Annotated in this window: 13 protein-coding genes and 1 tRNA gene; 6 read left to right on the top strand and 8 right to left on the bottom strand. The window is 57.0% G+C overall.

Annotation, left to right across the window (positions count from 1 at the left end):
• Nucleotides 1–83: 83 nt before the first annotated feature.
• Entirely contained in the window at nt 84–566 is a 483-nt protein-coding gene (locus DTL42_RS25110; RefSeq protein ID WP_114373519.1) for a DUF6960 family protein, read from the top strand.
• Between the two features lie 169 nt (nt 567–735).
• Here DTL42_RS25110 and DTL42_RS25105 read toward each other — a convergent pair whose 3' ends face one another.
• The 4 genes from DTL42_RS25105 to DTL42_RS25090 all read right to left on the bottom strand — a co-directional run bounded on the left by DTL42_RS25105 (nt 736) and on the right by DTL42_RS25090 (nt 7,611).
• Nucleotides 736–1,167 (bottom strand): peptidylprolyl isomerase, encoded by a 432-nt coding sequence (locus DTL42_RS25105; RefSeq protein ID WP_114373517.1) that lies wholly within the window; start codon nt 1,165–1,167, stop codon nt 736–738.
• A gap of 268 nt (nt 1,168–1,435) precedes the next feature.
• Nucleotides 1,436–2,836, bottom strand: coding sequence for a DUF1598 domain-containing protein (locus DTL42_RS25100; RefSeq protein ID WP_114373515.1), 1,401 nt, complete (start codon nt 2,834–2,836; stop codon nt 1,436–1,438).
• A gap of 278 nt (nt 2,837–3,114) precedes the next feature.
• The gene (dnaE, locus tag DTL42_RS25095; protein ID WP_114373513.1) at nt 3,115–6,657 is read right to left on the bottom strand and encodes a DNA polymerase III subunit alpha; all 3,543 of its coding nucleotides are present in this window, start codon (nt 6,655–6,657) and stop codon (nt 3,115–3,117) included.
• A gap of 264 nt (nt 6,658–6,921) precedes the next feature.
• Nucleotides 6,922–7,611, bottom strand: coding sequence for an FHA domain-containing protein (locus DTL42_RS25090; protein WP_114373511.1), 690 nt, complete (start codon nt 7,609–7,611; stop codon nt 6,922–6,924).
• 210 nt (nt 7,612–7,821) lie between these two features.
• Between DTL42_RS25090 and DTL42_RS25085 the strand changes: the two genes are divergently transcribed.
• A tRNA-Arg gene (locus tag DTL42_RS25085) sits at nt 7,822–7,894 on the top strand.
• A 165-nt stretch (nt 7,895–8,059) separates the two neighbouring features.
• Here DTL42_RS25085 and DTL42_RS25080 read toward each other — a convergent pair.
• The 4 genes from DTL42_RS25080 to DTL42_RS25065 form a co-directional block, all read right to left on the bottom strand.
• Nucleotides 8,060–9,034, bottom strand: a complete 975-nt coding sequence (locus DTL42_RS25080) for an ABC transporter permease subunit (RefSeq protein WP_114373509.1) — start codon at nt 9,032–9,034, stop codon at nt 8,060–8,062.
• Nucleotides 9,031–9,918, bottom strand: a complete 888-nt coding sequence (locus DTL42_RS25075) for an ABC transporter ATP-binding protein (protein WP_114373506.1) — start codon at nt 9,916–9,918, stop codon at nt 9,031–9,033. Before DTL42_RS25075 ends, DTL42_RS25080 begins: the two co-directional genes overlap by 4 nt.
• A 160-nt stretch (nt 9,919–10,078) precedes the next feature.
• Complete coding sequence (locus tag DTL42_RS25070) at nt 10,079–13,378, bottom strand: DUF1549 and DUF1553 domain-containing protein (RefSeq protein ID WP_114373505.1); 3,300 nt, start codon at nt 13,376–13,378, stop codon at nt 10,079–10,081.
• A gap of 29 nt (nt 13,379–13,407) precedes the next feature.
• Nucleotides 13,408–14,817, bottom strand: a complete 1,410-nt coding sequence (locus DTL42_RS25065; RefSeq protein ID WP_234824355.1) for a WD40 repeat domain-containing protein — start codon at nt 14,815–14,817, stop codon at nt 13,408–13,410.
• A gap of 257 nt (nt 14,818–15,074) precedes the next feature.
• Here DTL42_RS25065 and queC point away from each other — a divergent pair, with 257 nt between their 5' ends.
• The 4 genes from queC to DTL42_RS25045 all read left to right on the top strand — a co-directional run bounded on the left by queC (nt 15,075) and on the right by DTL42_RS25045 (nt 25,036).
• Nucleotides 15,075–15,731 carry a 7-cyano-7-deazaguanine synthase QueC gene (queC, locus tag DTL42_RS25060; RefSeq protein WP_114373503.1) on the top strand — a complete coding sequence of 219 codons (657 nt, stop codon included), beginning with the start codon at nt 15,075–15,077 and terminating at the stop codon, nt 15,729–15,731.
• A 459-nt stretch (nt 15,732–16,190) separates the two neighbouring features.
• Complete coding sequence (locus DTL42_RS25055; protein WP_158545544.1) at nt 16,191–16,964, top strand: 4'-phosphopantetheinyl transferase family protein; 774 nt, start codon at nt 16,191–16,193, stop codon at nt 16,962–16,964.
• Between the two features lie 40 nt (nt 16,965–17,004).
• Nucleotides 17,005–17,277, top strand: a complete 273-nt coding sequence (locus DTL42_RS25050) for an acyl carrier protein (RefSeq protein ID WP_114373499.1) — start codon at nt 17,005–17,007, stop codon at nt 17,275–17,277.
• Between the two features lie 64 nt (nt 17,278–17,341).
• Complete coding sequence (locus DTL42_RS25045; RefSeq protein WP_114373497.1) at nt 17,342–25,036, top strand: type I polyketide synthase; 7,695 nt, start codon at nt 17,342–17,344, stop codon at nt 25,034–25,036.
• Nucleotides 25,037–25,075: the final 39 nt, after the last annotated feature.

Genomic DNA, 25,075 nt, shown 5'->3' with positions numbered 1-25,075 from the left:
GTTGGCCCATAGTCATGTTGGATTACCGGCTCAGACATCAATAACTAATTTCTTTGTGGACAAAAACGCGAGAAGTACCTTCCATGCCCACCGACGATTCGACACCGATTCGCCATAGCGAGGCCTTTCCCGTTAAGCCGCCGGTTAGTTGGGTGATCATCCCGCACTGGCCAGAGGATAGCGATCACTGGATTCACCCTGACGATCGGCATAAAGCAGAAGGCCTGATCCCGAGCGATTTCATTTTCCGTCGCGAATTGACCGACGACGACTGGTACCTATTGAGTTACGGCGATGTTTGCCTCAAAACTCGCCCCGTGATGGTCGACGAAGTGCCGGAGCCTAAATTCAAGATGGGCGAGGTGGTCGAGTTAGCCCACCAGCTAGAAGTCGATAAGATGTCGGTCGGTAAGATCTATGCGATTCGCTACAGCGACTATTATCAGGAGCCGCAGTATTACCTCATTCGAGGCGATCTCAAGAGCCAGAACGCTTACCTGGCCAAAGACCTGAGGCGATATGAACCACCCAAGGAATTTCATGCGATGCACGAGTACGAGCCGTAACCAAGCAGCCGTACGCCAAGCTCGATCCGCGAGCGAGATACCGATTGTCGGGGGCGAAGGCAGGCGTGAAGAGAGCTTCAGTTCGGTGCGAAATGCCGAACTGATTGCCACGGCGTGATCGGCCCATGCTTGATAATGCCTGGGCCGATCTGTGTTTACTTGTAGGGGGTTAGCCTTCGCTGACGGTGACCTTTTCCATGACGTCGCCTTGCTCGATGGCGTCGACGATGTCTTGCCCTTCCAGCACTTTGCCGAAGACCGAGTGCTTGTTATCGAGCCAAGCGGTTTCGACGTGGGTGATGAAGAACTGCGAACCGTTGGTGTTCGGGCCAGCGTTGGCCATTGAGAGAACGCCAGGTCCGTCGTGCTTTAGGTCTGGGTGGAATTCGTCGGCGAATTTGTAGCCAGGACCGCCGGTGCCGGTACCGTTAGGGCAGCCAGTTTGGACCATGAAATCGGGAATCACGCGATGAAATTTCAGCCCATCGTAAAAGCCTTCGCTGGCCAACTTCTCGAAGTTGCCCACCGTCTTGGGGACTTTATCTTCGAAGAGTTCCAGCTTGATGGTCCCTTTGTTGGTTTCGATGGTGGCGATTTTCATGGATATTCCTTTTGCTTCTGTAGTGAGTGCGCTTAGCTGAGTGGCTCTCATTATAAGACCCTGGCCGCAGTTCGATAACCGGACGTCTGGTCAGGTGCTACCTTTGAGAGAAGCCATTGTTCGGTAGCGGAAGCGGCCCAAGCTCGTTGGACAGCCAGAAGGTTGGTTGTTTCGAGCCACTTTTAGGAAAGTAGGTAGCCAAGAAACGAACCACGCCGAGTCGGAAGAACTCGGCGTGGTTGCGATTTGGATTTTAGCCAGTGGAACGTTAGTCCCACCACCACTGACCAGGGGTCAGATTGTTGAGCGAGATGGTCTTTTGGGTTTCAACCAGTTCACCCTTTTCGTCGGTTTGGACGTTATCAGGGGTGAGAGCCAACTTGGCTTGGATATCGACACCACCACCGATTGGCGTTAGCAGACGACTACCCTTCCAGATAGCGTTGACCGCCGTTTCCACCGTTTCCGGAGCTGGTAGCGTTTCGACAGGGTAACCATCTTCATCGGCGAAGATACCCAGGTCGAAGCCGCTTTGTTGGTAGTAGTCTTGTTCCTGGATGTAAGCGGCACAGATCATCATGTCGATCAGGTCACGCAGCTGGCCGTAAACGGCTTCCCGTTCGGCGAGTTCAGGATACTTCTTGGTGAAGGTGCTGGTGAAAATGTAGCTAGAGCGATCTTGAGCGTCTGTCTTCTGACGACCACCTTGGGCAGTCACCACTTCGCTCTCGCCAACCAGCTTCACCCCTTCGCCCTGCAATTGCATCGCCAGGCCATCTTCCGAGACCTTCACGCAGTCGTAGTTCGGCACGAACCACCAACGTTGCATTGCGTTCGAGGCGATCGAGCCAGGGCGGGCTTTCTCAACGTAGCTAGGAATTTTGACCGGTGGTTGTTCGAGACCAATTCCGATCAGCTTCATGCGGTAGTCGGCTTCGACCATCACGCGAGCAAAGTGGGTGTTGGGCGAGATGCCTCGCACCGAGACCATTTGCATGCCGAGGGCATTTTTCATCGCGTTGACGATGGTGCTGGTGTCGCCAGGGCGGACACTGGTCGGAGGAATCGAGGCGATCACCTGATTCAGCTTTTCCAGGCCTTCTTTGGTCGGGTCGATGGAAACGCTAACGTGACCAGCACCTTTGGTGTAAGGGCCGTAGGCACGTAGGGCAACAATCAAGTCCTCGAGCTGCAGCGTAGCCTTACCGCTGTAAGTACCGACGTTGACGCCGTTGAGGTCTTTGACAAACCCTTCGGCCATGCCAGCGATGACGATGTCTTTGGTTTCGGGGTAGTAGAAGACATAGCGGATCTCGGTGAGGCCGGCCAGGTTCTTCATTTCTTCGGGCAGCCCGCCACCCTTGGCAGCAGCTTCCGCAGCGGCCTTTTCCAGGCGGTTGAGCGAGATCTTGCGAAGCTTGCTAGGGCGATTCAATTCCGGTGGCAATACCGAGGCCGCTTGTTGGACGCGTTGACGCATCAACTGACCGGTCGGATCGGTCGCCCGACGCATCTTTAATACGCCTTGCGGGTCAACGTAGACACCGGAAACCACATTATTGATGTTCGTCGTATTATTGGTGGTGTTCTGGGCAAAGGCGTTGCTTCCACACAGCAATACCATGGCGACCGAGAGCGCCGAGAACAGCTTCAAAAGTCGCAAATCCATAATAGATCCCTGGATGCAGTCGAGCTCGAAAAGGGGGAAGATTGGTGGACATTCGTCCTGGTAGGCCTTAACTCTGTTGTGATCGTCGTAATGATGACACAAGTAAGGCGTACTGGCCCTGGATTGGGCAAGGGTTAATAGTGATCTTAATTTGAGGGGATAGGAAAGGCAAGCAAATAGCGAAAAGAGGAGCGATTCGCTGGCTTACTCGGGCGAATGCTCCTCTGATAATCGAAATAATTGATGCAAGTGTATGCGTTTCAAGCGGTTAGCGTTGGCTACGCTGAGTTGCGTACCCCGCCATTCGCGGGGCGACGCAAGAGCAATTCGAAATTTCCTTCCCCCAGAAGTTCGTCCACGCGGTTCCTCATTTCGGGCGAAAGATCGACCCCTTTCTTGCTGCGGAGAGCAACTTGGCGGCCATCCCCCAGGACCAGCATCAGCCGCAACTCGCAGTTGCCAGGGTAACCACGTACGATTTCGACCAGGGTTCCCAGCGTGCTTTCGCCGTGCGCTTTTTCGTCGACACGCACCATCACACCCCGGGCGTAGCGGGTTTCCACCTCTTCAATTGGGATGAGCTCGTTGACAATCAAGTTGGCTTCGTCGTCGTTGCCACGGCGATCGAGACGCCCCGAGACAATGTAAACCCCTTCTGGACGCAGTATTTCGCCCATCTTCGCGAAATCTTCTGGCCACATAATGCAGCGAATGCCGCCGTCGACGTCTTCTAGGTCGAAGTTGGCGTACTTGGTGTGGGTGCTGCCAGGGCGGGCTTTGCGGGTGTGGGCCAGCTTGATCGAAGAGACCATGCCCCCCAAGGTGACTTCGGTCTTGTCTTTCACGCCAGCCAAGCTCGACGTGCGGTGCGAGCAGCACATCTCGAACTTGCGTGTGTATTCGGCCAGTGGGTGGCTCGACCAGTAGAAGCCCAAGCATTCCTTCTCGTAGGACAGCTTCTCTTTGTCGGGCCAAGCAGGAACATCAGGAAGGACAATCGTTTTGGCCACCTCGGCCGTGTCTTCCACGGCGGCAAACAGATTCTTTTGACCTGATTTGCGATCGGCCAAGGCCGAAGCACCTGACTGAATTGCCTTGTCGAGAGCCGCTGCGTACTGGGCCCGCGTCCCACCCATATTGTCGAAGGCGCCCGCTTTGATCAGCGTTTCGATGGCGGCTTTGCTGCACAGCGAATGGTCGACTCGTTCGCAGAAGTCATAGATGTCGGTGAAAGGGCCATCTTTCTCGCGCGCGGCAACAATCGCTTCGGCAGCACCACCCCCGCAGCCTTTGATGGCACTGAGGGCGAAAACGATTTTGCCATCTTTCACGGTGAACTCTTCGTCCGAGTGGTTCACATCGGGCGGAGCAACTTCGATGTTCATCCGCTCGGCGTCTTCCATGTGCTCGACCAGCGAGTCCTTCGTTTTGAAGTTTCGCCCCGAGATGTCACCGGAAAGCAGTGCAGCCATGAACTCGATCGGGTAGTGTGCTTTGAGGTAGGCCGTTTGATAGGCCACCAAGGCGTAAGCGGTCGAGTGGCTCTTGTTAAAACCGTAGCCGGCGAACTTAACGATCATGTCCCAGAAATCGGTCGCTTCCTGCTTGGTAAGCCCCTTTTCCTGGGCACCCTCCAAGAATTGCTCTCGGTTGGCCTGGATGATCGACTCTTTCTTTTTACTGATCGCCTTAATACAGGTGTACGCTTTGGCGAGCGGAATACCGCCTAAGCGGTTCAAAATCCGCATCACTTGTTCCTGGTAGACCATCACGCCGTTGGTCTCTTCCAGCACGTCTTTTAGCACCTGGTGTTTGTAGACAGCCTCTTTGCGGCCGTGCTTCACCTCGATGTAATCGTCGACCATCCCACCTTCCAGCGGACCAGGTCGATAAAGCGCGTTCGTGGCGATAATGTCGAGGAAGCTGTCCGGCTTCATGCGCTTCAGCAAGTCGCGAATACCGCCACTTTCCAGCTGAAACACACCCTTCGTTTCGCCACGGCGAAGCAGGTCGAAGCTGGCTTTGTCGTCCAGCGGCAGCCGCAAGATGTCGAGATCTTCGCCGCGAACCTTCTTAATCAGATCGATTGCGTTACGCAGGATCGTCAAGTTGCGCAGGCCCAGGAAGTCCATCTTCAAGAGACCAGCCGCTTCGACGTCGTTCATCGACCACTGGGTGATGATGTCTTCCTTGCCAGAGACACGGCAAAGGGGAACGTACTCGGTCAGCGGTTCGTCGGCGATCACCACCGCCGCAGCATGCGTACCGACGTTCCGCGCAAGCCCTTCGATCTTCATCGCTAGATCGAGCAGTTCTTTGATGTCAGGGTTCGCGTTGTAGGCGGCCTGCATCTCGGCACTTTGCTCGAGCGCTGCTTTCAGCTTGATGCCCAACTGGTCGGGCACCATGCCGGTCACTTCGTTGACCATGTCCAGCGGTAAGCCCATCGCGCGGCCAACGTCTTTAATCGCGGCCCGCGCGGCGAGGGTTCCGAACGTGCCGATCTGGGCCACGTTCGCTTCGCCGTACTTGTCCTTCACATATTTGATGACCATCCCCCGACGTTCTTTATCGAAGTCGATATCGATATCGGGGGCTTCCAAGCGGTTTTCGTCAAGGAATCGCTCGAACAGCAAGTCGTACTTGATCGGGCAGACGTGGCTCATATACAGCGCGTAACAGACAATCGCGCCCACACCACTACCACGAGCCGTGGCCGGAATGTTCTGCTTTCGGGCTTCGACCACAAAGTCCCACACGATCAGGAAGTAGTTGGGGAAGCCAAGCCGGCTGATCACGCCCAGTTCGCGGTCTAAGCGGGCCATGACAACTTCGCTCAGTTCGCCATTGGGAAGCAACATTTCGTCGTTCCCCTCGTAGCGTTCTTTCAGCCCTTGAATGCAAAGCTCGCGGAGGTATTCGTCGGCCGTTTTTTGATCGGGGACTTTGAACGACGGAAAGTGGCGTTTGCCAAGTTCCAAGTCGATGTCGACCGTGTTGGCGATCTCTTGGCTGCGCGAACAGGCGTCTTCCAGGCCAGGGAAGCTGGCGTACATATCGTCGGGGCTGCGCAGGTAGAACTGATCGTTCTCCATCTTCATACGCGAGGCATCGGTACGGAATTTACCGGTGTTCACGCACAGCAGAATGTCTTGGGCCTCGGCATCGCTTTGATCGACATAGTGCGTATCGCTGGTGGCAACCAGGGGAAGCCCCAGTCGTTTGGCGACATCCACCGCCCCTTCAAGCTGCATCTTCTGGATATCGAGACCGTTGTTCATGATCTCGACGAAGTAGCGATCGCCAAACAAGTTACTGAACCAGCCAGCCGTTTCGGTCGCTTCTTTGACTACCTCGGCGGTGTCGGTACCGCGCATGACGATCTTCGAGAATTCGCTCGAGACGCAGCCGCTGAGGCAGATGATTCCTTCGCTGAATTTCTCCAGCAGTTCTTTATCAATTCGCGGCTTGAAATAAAACCCTTCCAGGTACGCCGCCGAGGCCAGCTTGATCAGGTTCTTGAAGCCGATCTTGTTTTGGGCCAGCAGCGTCAGATGGTAATTCGAGCCCTTCATCCCGCCCGATTTTTCCAAACGGCTCGCTGGGGCGATGTAGGCTTCGTAGCCGATGATCGGGTTGATCTCGTTCGCTTTGCAAGTGTTGTAGAACTGCAACGCCCCGTGTAGGTTGCCGTGATCGGTTAGGGCCAAGGCGTTCATGCCGTGCTCTTTAGCACGCGTGACCAGCCGAGGGATGGGCCCTGCTCCGTCCAAAAGGCTGTAATGCGAATGGCAATGCAAATGGACGAACGACTGGCTCATTCAGGCTCCGCTCCCTGGACTAGGCCGCAGCAAAGTTAGACTGCCGCAGCAAGAAGAATCATCAACGCCACGATTCTATCACGTTGGCGAAGAATGAAAACCGAAAGACCTAAGTCACGCTCGCCACAAAAGATGAAACAACACGTCGGCTTCGCTGCGCGGACCTTTTGCCTTGGCTTTGATTGAGAAAGATGTTTTTCGGTCCGCGCAGTGGACCCTACGGATGGTGGGAATGCATGAGATAAGGTGGCAGCAGAAGAGGGCTTATTCAGGCTCGCCGATGCTTCGCAGCAGCACGGCCAAGCGGGCTTGTAGGTCGAGCAGGCTTTGCCACTCGCGCATTTCTAGCACGACGCTCTCGGTCCGTTCATTCACTTCTACGCTGACCAGCAGATGCCGCAAACGAATGTGGATGTAGTCCATGAGTTCAGCGAGCTGTGCGGCTTGGGCCGGGCTGAGGCGTTCCGGCAACTCGGGTGGTTGCAGCGAGTAAATGGCCGCTTGCAGGTCGTCTTGTTGGGCGTTCCAATTCAACTCGAACTCGAGCGACGACTCGGCATCGGGTGATTCACCAGGGCCAGAGGTGCGATCCTCTGCGGGAAGATCACCATTCTGGGCCTCTTGCTGCTTACGCAAGGCAGCTAGACGGACGGCAATTTGTTTTTCGGAACCGTAGATAATGACCGAGCGCCCGACTTGGATCATGTCTCCATGCCGCAAGATTCTTAGGTGAACATCTTCGCCATTAACGCGGGTGCCGTTGGTGCTTTCCAGATCGGTCAGCACAATCTTGCCGTGATCTTCCTGAATCTTCAGGTGAAAACGGCTGACGCGATCATCCTTCAGCTGCAGCGTATTGCCTTCTTCCCGCCCAATGGAAACCGGCGTCTCCAACTCTTCGTAAACCGCCCCCCGGTCGGCGCCGTCAATAATACGCAACGTGATGCTAGCCATAGACTTGAAGAGTTCTGCTCGGGAAGCGATGGGGTTCGCGGCAAATGGTTACCGCCTTTATTATGCCTCAGATGGGGGCATTTCGCGAGTAGTGTGCAGGTTGCACATCTTAGCAGCTACTAGCGAACCAGCAACGGACCATAAGTGTCTGCTGCCATAGTTGCGGTGAATCGCGAAAATGGTATCATCTGCAAATTACCGCACTTGCAAGCGGGAGTAGCTCAATGGATAGAGCATCGGTCTTCGGAACCGAGGGTTGGGGGTTCGAGTCCCTCCTCCCGTACTTTGCATTACAAAAAAGCCACATGATTTTCATGTGGCTTTTTTCATGGCTCTGCCGTTCGGATGTGGGGCCAGGCGTGGGTTCGTCTGTTTTCGCCATGTCGGCATCTTGCTGTTCGCTGGCGAGCTTTTTCTAGCGAGTAGCTGCTATGTTCTGTGGCCACGTTTATACCGGGGCAGGCAAGTCGCGTCGACAAAAAATCCAGGTCGCCAGGCCAAAGCCTGCCAGCCCGCCACCGCTGAGGATGCTGATGTAGGCCAGTCCGCCTAGCTTCCAGGTTTCTGGCGTGGGATGAAACCAAAAGCTCCATTCGGCCCCACGCTGATGAACGGCATAGCTGACCAAGACTTCCGGTTCGTATAGCGAAAAGATCGTCGTGTACTTCAGCCAGGCCATGTCTTCGATCGAAAGCGACATGACTCGCAAAAGTAGTTGGGCGATAAGAAAACCGGTGGCAATCGCGATTGTTCGCCAGCGATATTGATCCCAGGCCGACATCAGCGTGGTGAAGCCCCCAAAGAAAATCCCCAGGGCCATCAGGTCGAGTGCCGAGGCGAGCATGTCTTCTTTGTCGACAAAGTCCGACAGCGGCATGCGCTGCGGGGCGTTGGCATCGCGGGTGAAAGGAATCGCGACTTCGATTTTCACCAGCGGGATCTGCATTTTGATCGGCTGGTTTTCTCGTTTAACCGAGGTGGTCTCGATGCTGCAAGCCATGCCCGCCCAAGCACTAGCGGCAATCGCCAACGCTCCGGCAAACGTGATGATGTTCTTGCACAGCATGTATCGAAAGCGGCTGACCGGTTGCGAGAGCATCATCTCCATCGTTCCGCGCCCGAGGGGGCCGCTGACGGCATCGCTGCCGCGGGCAATGCCCCAAATGACGATCATGAAAACGACCATCGGTTCAGTGAAGGTGAACGCCACGCGGCCTGGGTAAGTGAGAGCTTGCTCGAAGTCGACCGGCGAGAAGTTTTCGAACTCTGGCCGTAAGATTTCTAAGATGCCCTGGAAGCGGCTCATGTCGATGCGCCCGACCAGCCAGACGCGAATCCAACAGAAAATGAACAGCACCAGCGAGCAGCCGAGCATCAGCCAGCGTGATTCTCGCCACACTTGTCGTAACATTGCCAAAGTCATGCGGCCTGCTCGCTTTCGGGGGCATGATAGCGGTCGTAAACTTCGCGCAGCCCTAAGCGTTGGGCTTTCATGTTGCTGAGTGGAAGCTGGGCAAGCCAGGCCATGACGTCGCGTAAATCTCCATCCGTTTCGAGGCTGAAAGAGCCTTCGGTTTGGCGAATGTTGGCGATACGATCGCGAAGATTATCTGGCACGCTAGGCAGCGGCTGCGCGAGTTGAAAGGTTACGGCATGCCGCCGGGCGAGGTCTTCCAGGTTTTGATCGTGAACCACGTGCCCTTGCCGCATGATAATGGCCCGATTGCAGATATCCTCGATTTCGGACAACACGTGCGAACAGATAACCACCGTGCGACCTGACTTGTGGGCTTCGCCGATCATGCGAATGACTTCGGCCCGGACGTTGGGATCGAGGCTAGTGGTGGGTTCGTCCATGATGAGCATTGGGGCATCGGTTGCCAGGGCAATGGAAAGCCCCAGCTTCTGCCGCATGCCGGTGCTCATGTAGCCAACGCGGCGAGTGATATCGAGATCTAACCGTTTGGCCGTGGCGTACGAACGTTCGCGATTGCCGCGCGGGTGGATGTCGGCAAAGAATTCGAGAACGTCCCGCCCTTTCATTTCACCGAACAGACGGACATCGCCAGGCAGGTACGAGACCAAGCTGTGGACGGCGACTTTCTCGTGCTGGCAGTCTTTGCCGCCAATGGTGGCTTGGCCGTGGGTGGGACGCAGAAAACCCATTAGCAAGCGAAACAGGGTCGATTTTCCAGCCCCGTTCGGCCCAAGAACGCCGCAACATTCTCCCTCGGCAACCTCGATGTTGGCATGATCGAGAGCCAGGAATTTGCCGTATTTCTTGGTTAAATCGTACGTTTTCAGCATGGGGCGGTTGGCTTTGTTACAGTTAGTACCGCTCGAAACCGCAAAAGGTTTCCCGCTATTAACGCGTCGATTTTGGCAGACCAGCAGACCCGCCGATAGAGGAGAATCGCCCGGCCCCCTTCCTTTGAGTGGAAACCGGGCCGTGGTTTGCTGCGCCCATTTAACGATTGAACAAGAAGGCCGGGCTGTTGATCAGTGCCCAAGCCAAGTCTTGCAGGCCTGCTAGGCGTCGATTGGAGTCGAGCATTTGGGCTTGCTTGAGGTTGGCTTCCAGTTCTTTCAGGGGAGCGTCTTCGGCAAGGTAGCTCGTGAGCAACTTTTGCTGTTCGGCAGCACTTCGCTGGTCGGCTGGCTTGCCGACGATTTCGCGAATGTCCGCAGGGACGTTGCTTTCCAGCCGCACTGGGCGTTCGCTGGCGGTCGCCGCCAAGCGGAAGCAGCCCAGCAGATGCTTGCTGTCCTGGTACTGCTGGTCCATGCGAACGACTAACTTAGCCCCAGCGGGAACGGTGATGTCTTCTTCCAATTCAAACAACGCCGTGTGCTTTTCGCCAAAGCGAGGGCTGACCGCCCAGCCGCTGCCAAGGTTGCCATCGACTGCGCCGCGTACGTCCCAGTTAGTTTGCGAGAAGGTCGCTTCGGCGCGGCCCAGCTTGACTGCTGGGCCCTGACTACCGTCCGCCAGACGCAGTTCGGCGGTCAGTTCGTGGAGTACGAAGTTGCCGTTGGCTGCGCGGCCTGGTCCCTTCGCCGGCAAGCTGTCGTCCGGCAACGCTTCCAGGCGAATTCCAGTCAGGGGTCCTTCCGGCAGGTCGAATACCACTTCGTACAGATCTTTGTCGAGCGGCCCTGAAACCAGAACCGATTGGTCGTCGCGCTGAGTAAAGTTGGCCCCAGCACGAGAACTGCCGGAAACTAGCTTCAGCGGCGTCCAACGAGCCACTCGGCTAAGTGCTTGTTCCCACTGCGGCATTTTGGCCAGCAAGGCTTCGCGCCGGCTGTTGTAAGCTTGTTCGGCGATGCCTAGATCTGGCGTTGGCTGATTTAGCAGATCAATGCCCAGCTTCGTTTCTTCTTCACTAGGGTGTCGGCCTAAGAAGCGGAGGAAGATTTCGTCGATTAACGCCGCATCGTCAGGCGTTTCTTGCGCGAGCTTGACTAACGCATTGTTGCTGTCGGAGATGGCGTTGTTGATCACCGGGCCGTTGACCAGCTTCATCACGGGGCCCAGCATCACGCCGGTGGCTCGTTCGCATTCGCACGAACTTTCCCGCGCCGGTCGACCGAAGTCGTCCAGAAACGGAATGTTAGCTTCAGAGCCCGGCAATTGAGCGGCGCGGAAACCAGAGGGAAGCTGGGGCAATTTGTAGCTGCTGCCGGTGACTTGGTGAATGGAATCGAAGAGGACTTCGGCTGGCAGGCGGCGAGGCACGGCGTGCGAGAAGTTGATACCGTCATCTTCGTTCCAGCGGTTGGTGGCGATCGACTGCTGATAAACACGCGACCGGCAGATCTCGCGCAGGATGTGCCGCGTGTCGAAGCCGCTATCTACGAAGCTCTGGGTCAGAGCGGCTAGTAGTTGAGGATTGGTTGGTGGGTTGCCAGCGCGGATGTCATCGATTGGCTCGATGATGCCCCGCCCCAGCAAATAGCCCCATAAACGATTGACGTAACTGGAGGCGAAGTATTGGTTGTTGGGATCCGTGATCCAGTCGGCCAGTTCTTCACGGCGCGAGTCTTGGGTTTCGGCCAGATCGGCCTGATAGGGGAACTGGGGCTCCGAGACCTTACCAGTCAAAAGGTGCTTCACTTCGCCGCTGCCGGTATCGTAAATCACTTCGACTAGCGGCGTGGCCCCTTCGACTGCCGAGCCCCCAATTTTTTGCCCAGCGAAGCGTTTGTCTTCCTTCCGTCCCACTTGGGCGAAGTAAGCAGACAGGTGGTAATATTGGTTCTGTGTCCAGCGTTCAAAAGGATGGTCGTGGCACTTGTTGCAATTGAAGCGAACCGCCAGGAAAAGCTGCGTGGTGTTCTCCATCGTGTCTTCGGGCGTGCGGAGAATCTTGTAGTAGGCACTGGCCGGGTGATCGAGAGTCGAGCCGGAAGCGGTCAAGATTTCGTGAACCATCTGATCGTACGGCATGTTTGAAGCGACGGCGTTCTTGACCCAGTTACGTAGCGCATGCACGCCAGGATCGCCCAGGTACTTTTGATTTACCTGAAGCAAGTCGCACCACTTGTTGGTCCAGTATTCTACGTAAGGGCCGCTGCCGATTAGCTCGTCGATCAACGCATTTCGCTTTTCTGGCGAGGGACGCGAATCGGTGAGGAAGCTGCGGACTTGATCGGCCGTAGGAGGAAGACCAGTCAGGTCTAGGTATAGCCGGCGGACGAATTGGTCGTCGGTGCAAAGACCAGACGATTGGACCTTCACGCGTTGCAGCTTTTGATCGACGAACTCGTCGATATAGTTGTACTGCGGCTGGTCGTCCCACTCGAAACCTGTGCGGTCCCCCATCACGGTAACCGTGGTGGCGTCGTAGGCCCCGTCGAAGCGAGCCAGCACCGGGGCTTCGCCACGACGCAGTAGCTGCAAAACGCCTTGCTCGTCCGCCGTCGCGACTTCAATATCGCCGCTGCTGATGAATGAATCAGCGGTCACGTCGAGTACCTTGCCATTGGTGAGCGTGGCATAAACGGCGAACTGCTGCGTCATGCCGGGCAGAGGGACGGTTGGGTTCTGGGGGTAGAGATCGATCTTGGCGACCTTCGGAGAATCGAGATCTAACTGCACGCCGCCAGCGATCCAGTTCTCGAGAATCTCGTAATGGCGTTCGCCAGGCTGGGTGAGCGAGCCTCCGACGTGGGGCACGACGCCGGTGGTTTTCAGCAGCATGAGGCTTTGTTCTGGCACCGCGCGGTTGAAACGGCGACCGGCGACGTCGTCGACCAACGCCCGATGGTCGTACAGCGGATCGTAACCACGTAGCGAAAGCTTGAAGCCGTTCTTGCCATCTTTCGCCCCGTGGCAAGTGCCGGCGTTGCAGCCCATTTTGCTCATCGCTGGGGTTACGTCGCGGATGAAGTCGGCTTGATAGTCGGCGTGCGAATCTTTTACCTCGAACGGAATTTTTATTTCTTGCCCGGCAACGCGAAAAACCAGTTCTCCCTGGGCATCGGCAACCGGCGAGACGAGCCCACCTGGTGTGATCGTGATCGCGGGGGATGGGGCGAGGCACTCGGCTGCCCGGGTCAAATCGACTTGTTCGCCGCTATCCAGGTGGGCGGTAAGCAAAACCTGGGCATAAGCGAACGGGCCTTCCAGGACCAGCTTCTCGGGAAAAACGGTGATCTTCTCGATTTTCTTGCCGGAAGGAATGGTGTTGGCGGCATCTTCGGCGAAGCCAGAAAGGGCGAAGCTAACCACCATCAGACCGGCCAGAACTACTTTCGGAAACATGGTCTTCAAAATCCTAGTCAGACGTGTGGTTAGTTCGTGGAGGCCGTGTGAGGCGAAACGGGGACGGCGGCAAATTGCCCGATCTTCTTGCCCGTTTCCAGATCGTGCAGGAAGATTTGGCCGTCGAAACCGACCGAGGCGATCTGCTTGTTGTCTGGCGAAAGGCTGAGCGAGTAAATCGCTTGAAAGGGGCCTTCGAGTTCTCGTAGCTTGGTGCCGCTTGCGACATCGAACACATGAACAAAGCCAGCCCCATCTAGGCTGCTGCAAGCGACTGCGATTTTGGCGTCGGTAGTCAGCGCGACATCGTAGATGCGGCCAGGCATCTCGGGAAAGTCTTTGATCTTGTTGAAGTCGTCACCGATCTTTCGGGCCTTTTCGCGGAACAAGCGATAAAGCTTGGGGATTCCATCGGCGCCGCCAATCAGCACTTGATCTTCACCCGGGTAGCGAGCCACCGCGTTGATGCCTCCCTTGAGCGCGCCAGGGGTGATGCTGGTGACGTTGTCGACAAAGCGTTGCGTCTTCACTTCGTACAGCTTCACGGCCATGTCGCGACCAACCGAGACCAAGTGCGAGCCATCTTTTGAGAAGACGGTATCCAGTGCCCAGTCATCATGGGCTCCGTTGAAGAAAACCTGTTTACCGGTCGCCGCTTCATAGCCACGAACCGAGTTATCGCTGCAGCCAATCGCGACCAGTTTGCCATCAGGAGACCAGCTCACGCCGTAGACACTGTCGTACGAAACGGGGATCGAGTAGGCCAACTGCTGATCTCCAACGTTCCACATTTGCAGTTCCCCCAGCCGACCAGGCGAACCGCCAGCGACGGCCAACTGCTTGCCATCGGGAGAAAACGCAGTCGATTCGATTCGCTGCGATAAACCGACTAAACGCCCTTGCATGCCGCTGCCGTCCGCTTTTTGCAGGATCACTTCGTGGAAGCCGCTGACCGCCAAGGTTTCGCCATCGGGCGAGAACGCCACGCTGGTCAGCACCGGTGGGCGAACATAGGTGGGAGGATGCTCGGCGTCGTAGGTTGCTTGGGCCGACTTGGGCGTGTCGTCTTGGGCTCCTTGCTCGATCCAGCGGGCGATTGTCTGACGATCGGTTTCAGAGAGTGGGGCTTTCCCTTGGGGCATTTCGGCTTGTCCGTCGACCGGAGTGATCAGTTCGATCAGATAGCTTTCAGTCGGCTTCCCAGGAACGATCGCCGCAGAGCCGGACTCGCCGCTGGCCAAAAGGTGGGCGTGATCGATCATGGAATAGTCGCCACCCCGTTTTGCCGGTTGGTGGCAGCCTTGGCAGTTGGCTTGCACAATTGGGCGGACATCGCGGTAGTAGCTGACTTGGGGCGACGCAGTAGCAACGGGCTCTTCGGCCAGGGCCATTGTCGGCGCGGCAATAAACAGCGCCAGCAAAACACGAGAAACCGCCATAGGGTTACCTGAGGAAGGAAAAGGAGTGCCAAGGGAAAAGGAAGGAGGTGTCCAGCTTCGATTCGCCGAGCCGTACGTAGGAGTGCCGCGAGGTGGGGAGAGCTAAGTACTGTTGAGTGTAATGAAACTTTCGCCCGATTTGCAAGTTTATTTGCGGAGAGTTGCCGCACCAAGACAAGCAGTTTTCAGTCGTCAACCGACGCGCTAAACTGGGAAACGAATAAAAAAGGGCGCGAAACAGTCAAAAGGAAGCTCGCATGGCAAAGGTAGTGGTAGTGGTTTCAGGCGGTATGGACTCGGCCACGCTGCTGTATCACATTTTGGACCAAGGGCACGAGGCACGGGCCATTTCGGTAGATTACGGCCAACGGCATGTCAAAGAGCTGGACTATGCGCGACAACTTTGCGAAGGGGTTGGCGTTGCGCACCAAGTGGCCGATCTTTCTGCGATCAACCCAATCTTCGGCAATAACAGCCTTTCTGGCCGCGAAATGGAGATTCCCGAGGGGCACTATGCGGAAGAGAGTATGAAACAAACGGTGGTGCCCAACCGCAATATGTTGCTGCTCTCGGTTGCCATCGCTGCGGCGGCGGCCAACAAGTTTCAGGCGGTCGCCTACGGAGCCCACAGCGGCGACCACGCGATTTATCCTGATTGCCGCCCTGAATTCGCCGAAGCGATGGACCAAGCCGCGCGGCTGTGCGATTGGAACCCAATCGAACTATGGCGTCCTTTTGTTCACCTTGATAAAGGGCAAATCGCCAAACGGGGCGTCGACCTAGGGGTTCCCTTCGAGAAGACCTGGACCTGCTATAAGGGGCTCGAATTGCACTGTGGCAAGTGCGGAGCCTGTGTCGAGCGGCGGGAAGCTTTCGCCTCTCAGGGGCTGCTCGATCCGACCGAATACGCCTAGTCTGGCTTGTCTTAAGTGTTTATGCCAGAAGTGTGTACGCCTTTCAGGGGGAGTGCTGTCTATTTCGAAGTAACAACAGCTAGCAAAGCTCGCTAACAGGAATTATTGGGCTCTTTTTTCAGAAAAGCGGTTCGTAACTTCAGGGGGATTTTAAATTGGGGGATTGGCGCTGGGTTTGCGGCGTATGAATATTGGGCTATTTTGCCTGTTTCACCTGTCCTGCTAATTCAGGAAAGTCCAGTAATAAACTGGGGTTTGATTGGCCGGGTTGTATCAGGTAAACGTCACTTCAATTGTTCTTCGGATGATCGATTTTGATTTGCATGCGAATCTATTGCGATTCTTCGGATTACTCCCACCTGGCCGAAAACAATGGCCTCGGAACCCGAAAAAAGCCGATCCCGACCACAGCGACGGGTATACGTCCGATCACGGCACACCCACACGGGCCCACCTTTCATGATCCAGCTTTCCACTAAACCGTTTCCTCTGCCGCGTCCAACGCGCCAATTGGAAATCGCCCAAAACGAGCTTCACCTTTGGCGAATTTCGCTGGAAGAAGGTCTCGATTCGGTCGATCAGCTTCAGAAGCAACTCTCAGAAGCAGAGCAGGTACGCGCTGGCAAGTTTTTTCGGGAAGCTCAAGCTCAGCAGTTTGTCGTCTACCACGCTGCCCTGCGTGACATCTTGGCCCGATATGTCGGTGTACGCCCGAGAGAAATCGCCTACGAAACCGGTCAGTTTGGCAAGCCAAACGTCGTTAGCGTGCAGGCGGATGGCTTACGGTTTAACCTGACGCACTCTGGCGAATTGGCGGTTGTGGCTGTTTCGCGGGGGGCTGAGGTCGGTGTCGATATCGAGCGAACACGTGTCGTTCGCAGCTTTGCTAGCATGCTCGAACGTTGCCTTTCGCAAGCCGAGCGAAAAGATGTTTGCGATCATCACGAAGATGACCGGCACCGCCATTTTCTGCGGTTTTGGACCCATAAAGAGGCCTATTTGAAGGCGATTGGCGTCGGTTTGCGAGCCCCGCTAGATCAGCTCACGCTCGATCTATTGGCTCCGGAAGGACGCAAAGTGGTGAATCATTTTCACCTGTTTCCAAAGCAGCCCGTCATTCGGCTGATGGAACTTGCCCCTTGCGAAGGGTTTGTTGGGGCGGTCGGGTCGACCCACACAGAGTCTCCAGAGATCAAAACGTTCGGTTGGGTCAGTGGTCGATTCGTCGGATAAGCGGTAAACTGAAGCGTTACCCTTAGCCACGAGGTTTGTAATGACTGCCGATCAATCCGGACCCTCCGGCGACGCCTCCAAAAGCGCCGAAGAAATCCAAGATTGGATTATCGATTATCTAGCCAAAGAGTTGGACGCCAAGCCCAGCTCGATCGATCCCAGCGCGACCTTCGATTCCTTTGCCCTCGATTCCGCCACTGCGATTGGCATGACCGGGGACTTAGAGAACTGGCTGGGAAAGCGGATCGATCCTACGATCGTGTACGATTATCCCACGATCGAGGAGTTTTCGAACTATCTAGCGGGTCAATAAAGCGTTGGACGCTTCGTACCAAGTAGCTGCCTGCAACTAACAACCTGCGACGGAAGTCTTTTCGATGCAGCCAAATCATGAGCCGATTGCCGTTATCGGAATCGGTTGCCGTTTGCCAGGGGCGGATAGCCCGGAAGCGTTTTGGAATCTTCTGGTCGAGGGGCGGGATGCCATTGGCGAAGTCCCGCCCGATCGCTGGGACGTCGATCGCTTATACGATCCCGAGCCCGCCACGCCCGGCAAGATGTATACCCGTCGGGGAGGCTTTCTCGGCAATGTGGCCGACTTTGATCCGACTTTGTTCGGGATCAGCGGGCGAGAAGCCGAGAAGATGGATCCCCAGCAGCGGCTGCTGTTGGAAGTGACCTGGGAGGCATTCGAGGACGCCGGCATTCCGGTCAAGTCGCTCGGCGACAGCGCCACCGGTGTCTACGTTGGGATCAGCAACAGCGACTACCAACGGCTACTCTTTCGCGGGCTCGATTCCTTAAGTGCGTACAGCGCCACGGGGACCAGTCTGTCGATTGCCGCCAATCGCCTGAGTTACCTGTTCAACTTCCGCGGACCAAGCATCGCCGTTGATACGGCTTGTAGTTCTTCGTTGGTCGCGGCCCACTTGGCCTGTCAGGGGCTGCAATCGGGCGAGACCGATTTGGCGGTGGCTGCCGGGGTGAATTTGATTCTTACCCCCGAAGGAACGATCACCTTCTGCCAGGCCCGCATGATGGCCCCCGATGGCCGCTGCAAGACATTCGATGCCAAAGCCGACGGCTACGTGCGTGGCGAAGGTTGTGGCGCCGTTATTTTGAAACGCTTGAGCGATGCCGAACGTGATGGCGATCGGATTTTGGCCGTCATTCAAGGGACCGCCGTCAATCAAGATGGTTTGACCAACGGGCTGACCGCGCCCAATGGCCCTTCGCAGCAAGAGGTACTGCGGGCCGCTTTAGCCAATGCCGGTTTGCCGCCGCAAGCGATTGAACTGATTGAAGCCCACGGGACCGGTACGTCGCTAGGCGATCCGATTGAAGTTCGCAGCTTGAAGACCGTGCTGGGAATGGATCGGGAAGAGGGCAAGCCACTGCGGCTGGGAAGTGTCAAAACCAACATTGGCCATCTCGAATCGGCCGCCGGCGTGGCTGGCTTGTTGAAGCTGGTCCTTGCGCTTGCCAAGGGGCAGATTCCGCCTCATTTGAATTTCGAAACGCTGAATCCCTACATCGACCTGCGCGGCGCCCAGGTCGAGATCATCACCGAGGCTAAGCCTTGGAATGCCGAGCCAGGCCAGCGAATCGCAGGGGTGAGCGCATTTGGTTTCGGCGGCACCAACTGTCACGTGATCGTGGGAGATTACGTTGCGAAGTCAGAAACGAACTCCGCGAAGCCGCAGCAAGATCGTCCGCGACATATCATCCCGCTGACAACGCAAACGGCCGACGGCTTGCCACTGCTGGCCGAACGTTACTTGGAAACGCTCGCAGAGGAAGCGGTCAGCCTGGCGGACTTCGCCCATAGCGTGGCGGTCGGACGGTCGACACTGGATGTGCGGACTACGGTAAACGCCGCGACCAAAGAAGACGCCATTGCCGCGCTGCACAAGTCGGCCAACAAAGGGACGGCTGGCCCCAATGGGGGCGAGGTCGTCCGCCGCCGCAACAAGGTGGTGTTTCTCTTCACCGGTCAGGGTTCGCAATATCCCGGCATGGGACGCGAGCTCTACCAGACACAGCCAATCTATCGCGCGGCAATCGATCGCTGCGCTGCGGAACTGGCCAAGTACGACGTGCCGCTGTTAGATGTGCTGTTTGCGGAAAGCGATAGCGAAGCGATCCATCAAACGGCCCTGTCGCAGCCAACATTGTTTGCCACCGAGTACGCCTTGGCCGAACTGTGGAAGTCGTGGGGCGTGACACCGAGCATGGCCATTGGGCACAGCGTGGGGGAATATGTCGCGGCGTGCTTTGCTGGGGTGTTCGCGTTGGAAGATGCGCTCCGCTTGATCGCCCTGCGGGGCAAGCTGATGCAAAGCCTGCCTGCTGGGGGCGCGATGTTGGCCGTGTCGGCTGGGGCCGATAAAGTCTCGGCACTAATGAACGGCAAGATGCCCAAAGTGAGCGTGGCAGCCGTCAACAGTCCGCAACAGACCGTACTCAGCGGAACCGCTGCGGCCATCGATGCGATGGCCGAGTTATGCCAAAGCGAAGGCATCCGGGCCACACGTTTGACCGTTTCGCACGCATTCCATTCCGAGTTGATGGAACCGATTCTGGACGAGTTTGAACAAGCCGTTTCGTCGATCGAGATGAAGCCTGCTTCGTTCCCAATTGCGGCGAACCTAACCGGCGAGCTTTCTAAAGATGCCTTCACCAAGCCCGATTACTGGCGGCAGCACCTCCGCGAGGCAGTCCGCTTTGCTGACGGAATCCAGGCCATCGCCGATAAAGGTGGGAACGTCTTTGTCGAGATCGGCCCGCAGCCGGTGTTGTCGAGCCTCGGGCGTGTGAGCGTGCCGGGGAAAGAAAATGTCTGGCTGCCCAGCCTGCGCAGTGGTCGCGACGATTGGCAGATGATGCTCAATTCGTTGGGCGAACTCTACGAGATTGGCATTCCGATTGACTGGCAAGCGTTCGATGCTCCGTACACGCGGAAACGCATCGATCTGCCGACTTACCCGTTTGTGCGTAGCCGCTTTTGGGCTCCCGACACCATGCCGGTCAGCTCTGGCGATGACTTTGGCGCCGGGGCCGGATTGATGCCAACGCGCACGTCGCATCCGCTGCTGGGGATGAAGATCCCGACGGCGACCGACGAAGTGTTATTTCAAACGAACCTGGCCCCTGGGTTTCCGGCTTACTTGAACGACCATCAGTTGTTCGGCCAGCCGGTCTTCCCGGCCACCGGCTACATTGAACTAGCCCTGGCCGCTGCCCAGGCCCACTTCGAGGGTGGCCTGTTTGCGGTTCATCAGCTGCAAGTGCAGCAGCCGCTCGTCTTCGAAAAACAGCACTCAAAAACGCTTCAGGTCGTGTTGCTGCCAGAAGATTTCGGCTACGCCTCGTTCCGGATTTTAAGCGCGGAGACGTCGGACGAAACGAATACGGTTTGGAAGCTGCACGCCGCCGGCAAAATCGTTCCCGCCGATGCCCGCCCTGAAAAAGCCGACTTGCAAGAAGCCTTCTTCCGCATGGAGAAGCAGGTCGATGTGGCCGAGTTTTATCAAGCCGCCAAGCAAAGCGGGCTGCAGTATGGGCACGCGTTTCAAGGGATCAAGCAACTCGGTAACGGCGAGGACGAATCGCTGGCTGAAGTCGCCTTGCCGAGCGAGCTGCAAGGCGATGCCCGAAATTACACGCTCCACCCTGCCCTGCTCGACGCTTGCTTCCAAACGGTTGGCAGCTTGCTGGCGGAAGACTTGACGCCTGGGACAACGTTTATTCCCATTGGCGTTGAAAGCGTGACCTGTTTCGAGCAGCACTCGCCGCAGCGTGTTGCATGTTCAGCCAGGATTGTCACGCGTAAGCCAGGGCGAATGCCACAGGTCGAAGCTGACCTTTTGCTGGCCAACGAAGAGGGAGAAGTGCTGGCCGAAGTACGCGGGCTACGTTTGGCTCGCTTGGCCAAGATCGATCTGCAAAAGCGACTCGTCGCCGATGTCGATCGCTGGTACCACGAAGTGAAGTGGCTCGAAACGCCCCGCATTGGCAAACCGCTGACGGTCGACGACAAGGAAGAGTCCGTCTGGCTAGTCTTCGGCGATAACCAACCGATGACGACTTACCTGTGCGAGCAGCTGCGACAACGCAAGCAGCACGTGATGTTGGTGACGCCAGGTTCGGAACTGGAATTCGGGGCGGAAGATGCCAGCCTCGACCCGGGTGATCCGTCGCAGTTTGCCGATTTACTGGCAGGGCTTCAGCTAACCGACACGCGGAAGCTGCGCGGTGTGGTTTATCTTTGGGCCGAGCAAGATGGCGAAGGTGCCGCCAACGAGTCGGTTGTCGATCAGGCGTTCGGCTGCCAAGGGCTGTTGCACCTCGCCCAGGCTGTGGGGGCCTTGGAAGATCAAACGCCTCGCCTGCATGTGGTAACGCTCCATGGTCAGCCGGTTGTGGCTGGCGAAGCGATTGGCCACCCGCTGGAAGCAGCGACCTGGGGCTTGGCTGGCGTGATCGCCAACGAGATGCCCAAGCTGGCCTGCACGCGAATCGATGTCGATGCCAACGACCGGGAAGCGGCCGGACGCGTCTTCGGCGAAATCTGGGTGCCCGATTCCGAAACCGAGATCGCCTTGCGAGGCGAGAAGCGTTATTCGGCTCGCTTGGTTCCGTTGCGTTTAGCAGCCGATGGCGAACTGGTGGTGCCAGAGCAGCCGTACCAGTTGGGGCTGAAGAAGTTCGGCATGCTGACCAACTTAGAGCTCGCCCCGAAGCGACGCACCGAGCCAGGTCCGACCGAAGTAGAGATCGCCGTCAAAGCGTCCGGCTTGAACTTCCGCGACGTGTTGCGGGCCCTGGGGATGCTGCAGGAATACGAGAAAGAAATCGGCATCCTCAGCGAAGCGGACGTGACCTTTGGCTTCGAGTGTAGCGGTATCGTGACCGCCGTGGGGCCGAACGTGAAGAACGTTCAGCCGGGGGACAAAGTGATCGCCCTGTCGACGGCCAGCATGACCAGCCATTTGTTGGTCGATCAGAATTACGTCGCCAAGAAGCCGAGCAATCAAACGTTCGACGAGGCCGCGACCATTCCGCTGGCTTTCCTAACGGCCCATTACGGTTTGGTTCGTTTGGCGAAGCTGAAGAAGGGAGAGCGAGTTCTCATTCATGCAGCCGCCGGCGGTGTTGGCCAGGCCGCCGTCGCGATTGCCAAAGCGATCGGTGCCGAGATTTACGCGACCGCCAGCCAAGGGAAGTGGGACTTCCTACGCGAGTTGGGGATCGAGCATATCTACGATTCGCGCACCACCAACTTCAGCCAGCAAGTTCTGGAAGATACTGACGGCGCCGGTGTTGATGTTGTTCTGAACAGCTTGAACCAAGAGTTCATTCCCAAGAGTGTGGAATGCTTGGCCCAGAAGGGACGTTTTGTCGAGATCGGCAAGATCGGGATTTGGACGGCAGAGCAGTTTGCCGCCGTGCGTCCGAAAGCCACCTACTTCCCCTTCGACCTGGGTGACGAAGAACGCCAATCGCCAGGTCTGATTGCTGCGATGCTGGGTGAACTGTTGCCGCAGTTTGAATCGCAGAAGCTAACCCCGTTGCCGTTGCAGGCGTACCGCATTGAAGACGCCGTCGAAGCGTTTCGCTTCATGCAGCAAGCCAAGCACCTGGGGAAGGTGATCTTGCAGATGACGCCACCAAGGGGTGAACGGCCTTTGGTGCGTGGCGATGCCAGCTACTTGATTAGCGGCGGCACTGGGGCCATCGGGCTAGAGGTTTGCCAATGGTTGATCGAGCAAGGGGCGAAGAGCGTTGTCCTGACCAGCCGCAGTGGAAAAGCCAGCGAAGAAGCTGCCGAGCGAATTGCCGCTTGGGAAGCAGACGGGGCGCAGGTGACCATCTCGACCATGGACGCCGCCAATGCCGCTCAGGTTGCTGCCGTGCTCGAATTTATTAAGACCGAGTTGCCTCCTTTGGCGGGCGTGTTTCATGCCGCCGGTGTACTCGACGACGCCACATTGCCGCAGCAAACGTGGGAGCGTTTCGCTAAGGTGATGCCGGCGAAGGTGGACGGTTCGTGGTATTTGCATCAGCAAACACGCGACTTGCCGTTGGATTACTTCGTTTGCTTCTCGTCGATTGCGGCGGTGATTGGTTCGCCTGGTCAGGCCAACTATGCCGCGGCCAACGCGTTTATGGATGCCCTCTGTGCTGCCCGGCGAGCCGAAGGTTTGCCAGGGCTGAGCGTCAACTGGGGACCATGGAGCGGCGGAGGCATGGCCGCCGGGGCCGATGCCCGTCGGTTTGCCGGTATCGGTCTAGGGATGATCGGACCGCAGCAAGGCTTGCTGGCCTTGGAAGAACTGCTGCCGAGCCGACATGCCAACGTGGGCGTCTTTCCGGTCGATTGGACGAAATTTCTCAAGCAGTTCGGTCGCAACAAGCATCCCCGTTTGCTTGACGAACTAGCCAAGTTACATCGTCAAGAACGCAAAGCGGTGAGCAGTGGCGGCGGTTCGCTGCGAGATCGTTTGCAGCAAGCCGACGAAGACGCCCGTGCCGCGTTGATTGCTGACTATGTCGCGGACGAAGCGGCCAAGACGCTGGGAATTTCCGCGACGCAGATCGACCGAGCCAAACCACTCGCCGAGATGGGGCTCGACTCGTTGATGGGGATCGAGCTGAAGAACGGCATCGAAGCGGAACTGGAGATTGACATCCCGCTCGAAGAGTTCTCGCAAGATACCACCGTAACTACCCTGGCTACGGCGGTTGCTGGGTTGATTGGTGTGGAAGGGGACTTCACGGCCAGCAGTGGGCAAGCCGCCGCACCGGTCGCCAAAGAGAAGCCAGCGCGGGCGCTCGACGAGATCCCTGTCGCCGATTACCAGACCGATCAATTTCCCGAAGTGATCGAGCTGCAAGAACGCCTGGCTCGCTTCGCCCGGATGGGAATGGAGAGCCCCTATTTCGACGTCCATGAAGGAACGACTCGCGACACGGCAATCATCGATGGCCGCGAGTTCATTTGCTTTAGCAGCTACAATTATTTGGGGAGCAGTGGCGATCCGGAAGTGAACGCCGCTGCCGAGGCCGCTATCGAAAAGTTCGGCACCAGCGTTTCGGCCAGCCGGGTTGTCTCGGGCGAGAAGACCATTCACGGCGAGTTAGAACGTGCCATCGCCGAGTTCCTGGGGACGGAAGCTTCGGTTTGTTTTGTTGGTGGGCACTCGACCAACGAAACAACGATCGGGCATTTGATGAATCCAGGCGATTTGATTTTGCACGACGAGCTCGCCCATAACAGTCTCGTGCAGGGCTGTATCTTATCAGGTGCCCAGCGGCGGGCCTTCCCGCATAACGATACGGCGGCCTGTGAACGGATGCTGGCCGAAATGCGGGGTAAGTATCGCCGGGCAGTGATCGTTGTCGAAGGCGTTTACAGCATGGACGGCGACTACTGCGATTTGCCCAAGCTGGTCGAGATTAAAGAGAAGTACAAAGCGATGCTCTTTGTCGACGAGGCCCACTCGATCGGCACGATGGGCAAGACGGGGCGCGGTATCTGCGAATACTACGGCATTCCTGGCTCGCGAATTGACTTTCTGATGGCGACCCTGAGCAAGTCGTTTGGTAGCTGTGGTGGTTACATCGCCGGCAAGAAGACGATGATCGAGTACCTCAAGTACACGGCGCCTGGGTTTGTATTTAGTGTCGGCATGCCGCCATCGAATGCGGCGGCGGCCTTGGCGGCACTGCGGCGAATTGAAAAGCATCCGGAAGTAGTTTCCAAGTGCATTAGCAACTCGCGGCTGTTTTTAAAGCTGGCCAAGGAAAAGGGGCTCGATACTGGGCACAGTGACGACACCCCGGTGGTACCGGTGATTACGGGCAATTCGATCCTGGCGCTAAAGCTCTCGCGCAGCTTGTATGCCCGGGGAATCAACGTCCAGCCAATCATGTACCCAGCGGTCGAAGAAAAGGCCGCTCGGCTCCGGTTCTTTATCACTAGCTGCCACAGCGAAGAGCAAATCCGACACGCGGTTGAAGCGACTGCGGAAGCGTTGGAGGAATTAAAGGCCGAAGCAGATAGCCAATAACCTACAACCCTGGGGGCATATTCCGTAGCGATTTGCCCC

It is taken from the genome of Bremerella cremea, assembly GCF_003335505.1.
GTDB classification, from domain to species: Bacteria; Planctomycetota; Planctomycetia; order Pirellulales; family Pirellulaceae; genus Bremerella; species Bremerella cremea_A.
Note: the sequence above shows the minus strand (reverse complement) of the source record. Positions and strands in the feature narration are given on the sequence as shown.

Bases quoted from the DNA above. Each gene is read 5' to 3' on its own strand.
- DTL42_RS25070 (WP_114373505.1), bottom strand. From the start codon at position 13,378: ATGTTTCCGAAAGTAGTTCTGGCCGGTCTGATGGTGGTTAGCTTCGCC.
- DTL42_RS25105 (WP_114373517.1), bottom strand. From the start codon at position 1,167: ATGAAAATCGCCACCATCGAAACCAACAAAGGGACCATCAAGCTGGAA.
- DTL42_RS25055 (WP_158545544.1), top strand. From the start codon at position 16,191: ATGATCCAGCTTTCCACTAAACCGTTTCCTCTGCCGCGTCCAACGCGC.
- DTL42_RS25050 (WP_114373499.1), top strand. From the start codon at position 17,005: ATGACTGCCGATCAATCCGGACCCTCCGGCGACGCCTCCAAAAGCGCC.
- DTL42_RS25110 (WP_114373519.1), top strand. From the start codon at position 84: ATGCCCACCGACGATTCGACACCGATTCGCCATAGCGAGGCCTTTCCC.
- DTL42_RS25090 (WP_114373511.1), bottom strand. From the start codon at position 7,611: ATGGCTAGCATCACGTTGCGTATTATTGACGGCGCCGACCGGGGGGCG.
- queC (WP_114373503.1), top strand. From the start codon at position 15,075: ATGGCAAAGGTAGTGGTAGTGGTTTCAGGCGGTATGGACTCGGCCACG.
- dnaE (WP_114373513.1), bottom strand. From the start codon at position 6,657: ATGAGCCAGTCGTTCGTCCATTTGCATTGCCATTCGCATTACAGCCTT.
- DTL42_RS25075 (WP_114373506.1), bottom strand. From the start codon at position 9,918: ATGCTGAAAACGTACGATTTAACCAAGAAATACGGCAAATTCCTGGCT.
- DTL42_RS25100 (WP_114373515.1), bottom strand. From the start codon at position 2,836: ATGGATTTGCGACTTTTGAAGCTGTTCTCGGCGCTCTCGGTCGCCATG.
- DTL42_RS25045 (WP_114373497.1), top strand. From the start codon at position 17,342: ATGCAGCCAAATCATGAGCCGATTGCCGTTATCGGAATCGGTTGCCGT.
- DTL42_RS25080 (WP_114373509.1), bottom strand. From the start codon at position 9,034: ATGACTTTGGCAATGTTACGACAAGTGTGGCGAGAATCACGCTGGCTG.
- DTL42_RS25065 (WP_234824355.1), bottom strand. From the start codon at position 14,817: ATGGCGGTTTCTCGTGTTTTGCTGGCGCTGTTTATTGCCGCGCCGACA.